This is a genomic window from Campylobacter concisus (genome assembly GCF_902460545.1).
Taxonomy (GTDB): domain Bacteria; phylum Campylobacterota; class Campylobacteria; order Campylobacterales; family Campylobacteraceae; genus Campylobacter_A; species Campylobacter_A concisus_AE.
The window spans coordinates 312,613-318,461 of the sequence record NZ_CABPUE010000001.1; the positions used below are offsets into that span (position 1 = coordinate 312,613).

General features: G+C 35.1%; 8 protein-coding genes, 5 tRNA genes and 1 pseudogene. All 14 read right to left on the minus strand.

Annotation, left to right across the window (positions count from 1 at the left end; translation table 11 throughout):
• A pseudogene (locus FZ949_RS01505) lies at positions 1 to 629 on the minus strand (DNA-directed RNA polymerase subunit beta); the annotation flags it as partial.
• A 118-nt stretch (positions 630 to 747) separates the two neighbouring features.
• Positions 748 to 1,128: a 50S ribosomal protein L7/L12 gene (gene rplL, locus FZ949_RS01510; protein ID WP_103580601.1), complete on the minus strand. Its 381-nt coding sequence runs from the start codon at positions 1,126 to 1,128 to the stop codon at positions 748 to 750.
• Positions 1,129 to 1,158: 30 nt separating this feature from the next.
• A complete protein-coding gene (gene rplJ / locus FZ949_RS01515) occupies positions 1,159 to 1,644 on the minus strand; it encodes a 50S ribosomal protein L10 (protein ID WP_103580600.1) in 486 nt (161 codons plus the stop codon).
• A gap of 105 nt (positions 1,645 to 1,749) precedes the next feature.
• On the minus strand, positions 1,750 to 2,451 hold the full coding sequence (rplA, locus tag FZ949_RS01520; protein ID WP_103580599.1) for a 50S ribosomal protein L1: 702 nt from the start codon (positions 2,449 to 2,451) through the stop codon (positions 1,750 to 1,752).
• Between the two features lie 59 nt (positions 2,452 to 2,510).
• Positions 2,511 to 2,936, minus strand: a complete 426-nt coding sequence (gene rplK / locus FZ949_RS01525) for a 50S ribosomal protein L11 (RefSeq protein WP_084040690.1) — start codon at positions 2,934 to 2,936, stop codon at positions 2,511 to 2,513.
• 10 nt (positions 2,937 to 2,946) lie between these two features.
• The gene (gene nusG, locus FZ949_RS01530; RefSeq protein ID WP_021090793.1) at positions 2,947 to 3,477 is read right to left on the minus strand and encodes a transcription termination/antitermination protein NusG; all 531 of its coding nucleotides are present in this window, start codon (positions 3,475 to 3,477) and stop codon (positions 2,947 to 2,949) included.
• 16 nt (positions 3,478 to 3,493) lie between these two features.
• The gene (secE, locus tag FZ949_RS01535) at positions 3,494 to 3,673 is read right to left on the minus strand and encodes a preprotein translocase subunit SecE (protein WP_035167317.1); all 180 of its coding nucleotides are present in this window, start codon (positions 3,671 to 3,673) and stop codon (positions 3,494 to 3,496) included.
• A 17-nt stretch (positions 3,674 to 3,690) separates the two neighbouring features.
• Positions 3,691 to 3,766: transfer RNA gene (locus FZ949_RS01540), tRNA-Trp, on the minus strand.
• Positions 3,767 to 3,779: 13 nt separating this feature from the next.
• On the minus strand, positions 3,780 to 3,938 hold the full coding sequence (gene rpmG, locus FZ949_RS01545; RefSeq protein ID WP_035167196.1) for a 50S ribosomal protein L33: 159 nt from the start codon (positions 3,936 to 3,938) through the stop codon (positions 3,780 to 3,782).
• 56 nt (positions 3,939 to 3,994) lie between these two features.
• Positions 3,995 to 5,194, minus strand: a complete 1,200-nt coding sequence (tuf, locus tag FZ949_RS01550; protein WP_021090663.1) for an elongation factor Tu — start codon at positions 5,192 to 5,194, stop codon at positions 3,995 to 3,997.
• Positions 5,195 to 5,269: 75 nt separating this feature from the next.
• Positions 5,270 to 5,344, minus strand: a tRNA-Thr gene (locus FZ949_RS01555).
• 126 nt (positions 5,345 to 5,470) lie between these two features.
• Positions 5,471 to 5,547: transfer RNA gene (locus FZ949_RS01560), tRNA-Gly, on the minus strand.
• 7 nt (positions 5,548 to 5,554) lie between these two features.
• Positions 5,555 to 5,639, minus strand: a tRNA-Tyr gene (locus FZ949_RS01565).
• A 53-nt stretch (positions 5,640 to 5,692) separates the two neighbouring features.
• Positions 5,693 to 5,768 (minus strand) — tRNA-Thr (locus FZ949_RS01570).
• Positions 5,769 to 5,849 lie beyond the last annotated feature (81 nt).

Below are 5,849 nucleotides of genomic sequence, written 5' to 3' on the forward strand. Positions count from 1 at the left end.
GTTACTGGTACTTTTCTACGTTTATTTATCCTAACATATAAAATATCTTTTGTGTCATATTCGAAATGTAGCCAAGAGCCACGATCAGGTATTATTTGAGCTGTATAAATTAATTTATTTGCAACAGTCGCGCTCTCTTCTTGTTTAAAAATAACACCTGGGCTTCTATGGAGTTGATTTACAACAACACGCTCAACACCATTTATAATAAATGAAATTCTATCAGTCATTAGTGGAATTTCGCGTATAAAAATTTCTTGTTCTTTTATATCTTTAACACCGACTTTATCACCTGTCTTATCATCTTTCTCATGAACGATAAGACGTATTTTCATCTTTAAATTTACAGAGTATGTAAGACCTCTTTCTATACACTCTCTGATCGTATATTTTGGTTTTCCAATTTCTGAGCCAACATATTCTAAAGTCAAACGATTTTGCGGATCATGTATTGGAAAGATTGATTTGAAAACTTTTTCTATACCGCTTTCTGTTTGATTGTTATTTAGATTTAAAAAATTATCAAAGCTCTTTTTTTGTAGTTGTAGTAGGTTCGGAACGTCTATCTCCTTAACGACATTAGAGAAGTCAACCCTAAGACGATTTCCTGAGTATAAGCTATTTAACATTGCATCTACCTCGTGGTAATTTTGAAAGAAAAGTATAGCCTTTTAACAAGGCATCTAAAATTTAAAAAAGAGAGAGCCTGTGCCCTCTCTTGAAATATTAAGCTCAAATAATAAAAAATTATTTAAGTTCAACCTTAGCACCAGCTTCTTCAAGCTCTTTTTTAGCTGCCTCAGCCTCATCTTTGCTAACACCTTCTTTAAGAACAGATGGTGTTCCCTCAACTGCGTCTTTAGCTTCTTTAAGACCAAGACCAGTAAGCGCTCTAACAACTTTAATAACATTAATTTTCTTATCACCAGAATCAACCAAGACAATGTTAAATTCTGTTTTTTCCTCTGCTGCAGCTACTGCACCACCTGCTGCAACAGCACCACCAGCTACCATTACAGGAGCTGCACTAACACCAAATTTCTCTTCGAACTCTTTTACAAGTTCGCTAAGTTCAAGTACAGAAAGATTAGATATAAACTCTAATACATCTTCTTTAGTAATTGCCATTTTTAATCCTTATTATTTTTTTAATTTAAATTAAGCTGATTGTTCTTTTTTCTCTTTAAGCGCATTCAAACCAATTGTGAAATTTTGAATTGGCGCATTCCAAACTTGTAAAAGCATCGCAATAAGCTCATCACGGCTAGGCATTTTAGATAGAGCTTTAACTTTATCAACGCTAGCAACTTCGCCATCAATATAAGCTGTTTTTATTTTGAAAAGATCAGCATTAGACTCTTCAAATTTTGCGGCTACTTTAGTTACTGCTAATTGATCTTCGCTCCAAAGATAGATATTTGTATCTTTGAGTTCCATTCCGACTTTATCAGAATTTTTAAGAGCAATATTTGCAAGAGTATTTTTAATAACCTGAACTTTTACATTTTGTTCTTTAGCAGAATTTCTTAAAACTTCAAGTTTCTTTACTGAAAGGCCACGATAGTCACAAACTACAATAGCTTCAGCAGTTTTAAATTCACTCTCTAATTTTGCAACAACTTTAGTTTTTTCGTTACGTGTCACTTTTTCTCCTTTCCGACCGGTAATTTCAAGCAGAGCGGGTCGAATCAATTAAGCCCAATGGCCTCGGCTATCTCCAATCTAAGATATAAATTTTAATTTTTAGTTTTATTTTAAGTCCATAACTTCTTGAGTATCAAGAGCTATAGATGGGCTCATTGTCAAAGACAACGAAGCATTTTTAATATATCTACCCTTTGCGGTTGCAGGCTTATGTTTATTGATCGCTTTAATAAATGTTGAAATATTTTCATTTAATTGTTCTTTAGTAAAATTAACTTTACCAAGACCTGCATGTATATTTCCTTGCTTATCAACACGAAAATTTACTTGACCACTTTTTGCATTATTAACAGCTTGTGCAACATCCATTGTAACTGTGCCAGTTTTTGGGTTTGGCATTAATCCTTTTGGTCCTAAAATTCTACCGACCTTACCTACAAGACCCATTAAATTTGGAGTAGCTATAAGAACATCAAAATTCATTATGCCTTTTTGAATATCTTCGACTAAATCATCTGCACCAATAATATCAGCACCAGCTGCTTTTGCCTCATCAGCTTTAGCATCTTTAGCAATAACAGCAACTCTTACAGTTTTACCTGTACCAGCTGGTAAAACTACTGAACCACGAACCATTTGATCAGCGTGTCTTGGATCAACATTTAATTTTAATGCAATCTCAACTGTTTCATTAAATTTAGCAGAAGCTAGAGTTTTGACTGTATCAATAGCCTCACTAAGGTTATAAATTTTATCTTGCTCTACTTTTTTGAGCAATTCTTGAAATCTCTTACTAGTTTTTCCCATAAATTTCTCCGCATATATATTGCTTCCGTCTTTTGCTAATCAACCTGACGGTAAAGGTTTTAGTCTATTACTTCGACACCCATTGATCGAGCTGAACCAGCAATAATTTTAGCTGCTTGCTCTTTATCATTTGTATTTAAATCAACAAGTTTTTTCTCAACTATTTCTAAAACTTGAGCTTTTGTTAGTTTGCCTACTTTATTTTTTAAAGGATTATCAGTCCCTTTTGTTATACCTGCAGCCTTTTTAATAAGATCTGTAGCAGGAGGCTGTTTTGTAATAAATGTAAAACTTTTATCAGCATAAACAGTTATAACAACTGGAATATTAAATCCAACCATGTCTTTTGTTCTTTCATTAAAGGCTTTACAAAATTCCATAATATTAACACCTTTTTGTCCAAGAGCTGGACCAACTGGTGGACTAGGATTTGCTTTTGTTGCAGCAATTTGTAATTTTATTTCACCTATAACTTTTTTAGCCATTTCTTGCTCCTTAAATTATCTTCTCAACTTGTGAATACAAAATATCAACAGGGGTACTTCTACCAAAAATAGAAACATTAAGTCTAAGTTTACCATGTATCATGTCATATTCTTCCACAATACCTGTAAAGTTAGCAAAAGGACCTTCTGTTATACGAACACTCTCACCATCCTCAAAGAATATCTTAGGTTTTGGTGCAGCCCTTTTTTGAACTTTTTCCAAAATAGTATTTATATCTTTTTCAGATAATGGCGTAGGTTTTTTGGCCTCACCAATAAAACGTCCAACTTTTGGTAAAGATTGAATCCTGTGCCAAAGAGCCGTATCAAGATCTAAGCACGCAAAAGCATAACCTGGGTAAAGAGTCCTTTCGTTGATTTTTTGCTTACCATTTTTTATTTCTATTACGTCTTCTGTAGGAACTATAATTTCTTTTAGTTGATCTTCTATTCCATGATCTTTTACTAAGTTTTCAATTCCTCTTTTTACTGCCATTTCGCTTCCAGCGTAAGTCTGTATAGCATACCATTTATGTGACATTACTTCTTCCCTTATATCATATAACTTTAGATAAAACAAAGGACATAATAACATCAACAAGAGCTAAAAAAAGTGATACAACAGCAACTACGATAAAAACTGCAAAAAAAGCATTTCTAATTTGTTCTTTTGTAGGATAGATAACCTTCATTATTTCCAATTTAGAAAGCCTAATATAATTTATAATTTTTTCCATAATCTTAACCTTAGTCGTGGCAGGGCAAGAGGGATTCGAACCCCCAACCATTGGATTTGGAATCCAGCGCTCTACCGTTGGAGCTATTGCCCTAATAGCTTCTTAATTAACTTTTTAATTTAACTTCTTTATGAATAGTATGTTTTTTTAATCTTGGGCAATACTTTTTAAGTTCAACTTTATCCGTAGTAGTTTTACTATTTTTAGTTGTTGTATAATTTATATCACCACTTTCGGAGCATTTTAAACCAATTTTAATTCTCATATAAGTCCTTATTAAGATATCAAAGGGATATCCTCCCTTTGATAAAATTTTATAAATTAACCAAGTATTTTTGAAACAACACCTGAACCAACAGTCCTACCACCTTCACGGATAGCGAAACGAGTGCCTTCCTCAAGTGCTACTGGAGCAATCAATTCAACAGAAATTCTTACATTATCACCTGGCATAACCATCTCAGTTCCTTCTGGAAGTGTAATTGAACCAGTAACATCAGTTGTTCTTACATAGAATTGTGGTCTATAGTTATTAAAGAAAGGAGTATGGCGACCACCTTCTTCTTTTGTCAAGATATAGACTTCGCCTTCAAATTTTGTATGAGGGGTAATTGATTTAGGTTTGCAAAGAACCATACCACGCTCGACATCCTCTTTCTTAGTACCACGGAGAAGAACACCGACATTATCACCAGCTTCGCCTTGATCCATCTCTTTTCTAAACATTTCAACACCAGTAACTGTTGTTGTTTGAGTTGGCTTAATACCAACAATTTCAATTGTGTCACCAACTTTTATAACACCTTTTTCAATTCTACCAGTTACAACTGTACCACGACCTGAAATCGAAAAAACATCTTCGATTGGCATAAGAAGATCTTTATCTGTTGCACGAACTGGAGTCGGAATATAGCTATCAACTGCGTCCATTAATTCCATAATTTTTGCCGACCATTCACCATCTTGACCAGCTTTTGCCTCTTCAAGGGCTTTAAGTGCTGAACCAGAAACAATAGGTGTATCATCACCTGGGAAATTATACTCATTAAGTAATTCGCGGATTTCCATTTCAACCAATTCAAGTAGCTCAGCATCATCAACCATATCAGCTTTGTTCATGAAAACAACAATATATGGAACACCAACTTGGCGTGATAACAAAATATGCTCTCTAGTTTGTGGCATTGGGCCATCAGCTGCAGAAACAACCAGAATAGCTCCATCCATTTGCGCAGCACCTGTAATCATATTTTTTACATAGTCGGCGTGACCAGGGCAGTCAACGTGGGCATAGTGGCGTTTCTCTGTCTCATACTCAATATGTGAAGTAGCAATTGTAATACCACGCTCTTTTTCTTCTGGAGCATTATCAATATTATCATAATCCTTTAGCTCAGCAAGTCCCTTGCGTGAAAGAACAGCAGATATAGCAGCTGTTAATGTAGTTTTACCATGATCTACGTGACCAATAGTACCTATGTTTACGTGCGGCTTGTTACGTGAAAATTTTTCTTTAGCCATCTTTTCCTCCGTATGTGATATATGTCTTTTTTTCTTACCGAATTTGTATAATCATAATAAAATCATATTAACCAGTGGAGCTCATAGCGGGACTTGAACCCGCGACCTCTTCCTTACCAAGGAAGTGCTCTACCTCTGAGCCATATGAGCGAAAAACGCTTGGCAGAGATGATTCCAATTAAATAATACAAACAACTAAAAATTTTGAAAATAAAATAAGGAATAACTGTGTTTAGTAAAATCTAGATACAGCTCCCAGTTTATTTTCCCAAATTTTGGAGCGGGAAACGGGGCTCGAACCCGCGACCCTCAGCTTGGAAGGCTGATGCTCTAGCCAACTGAGCTACTCCCGCACAACAATGGTGGTGAGACGTGGATTCGAACCACGGAAGACATAGTCAGCAGATTTACAGTCTGCCCTCGTTGGCCGCTTGAGTATCTCACCTTAAACATTAATAAACTATTTTGGTATTTTCTGGTCAAACACTGTTACAAAAATGGAGCTGGTGAACGGACTTGAACCGCCGACCCACTGCTTACAAGGCAGTAGCTCTACCAACTGAGCTACACCAGCACCTATTTTGTGAAGTGGCAATTATATATCAAAACAAGGTAAAAGTCAAGGGAAATTTAAAAAATTTTCATAAAAATTAAA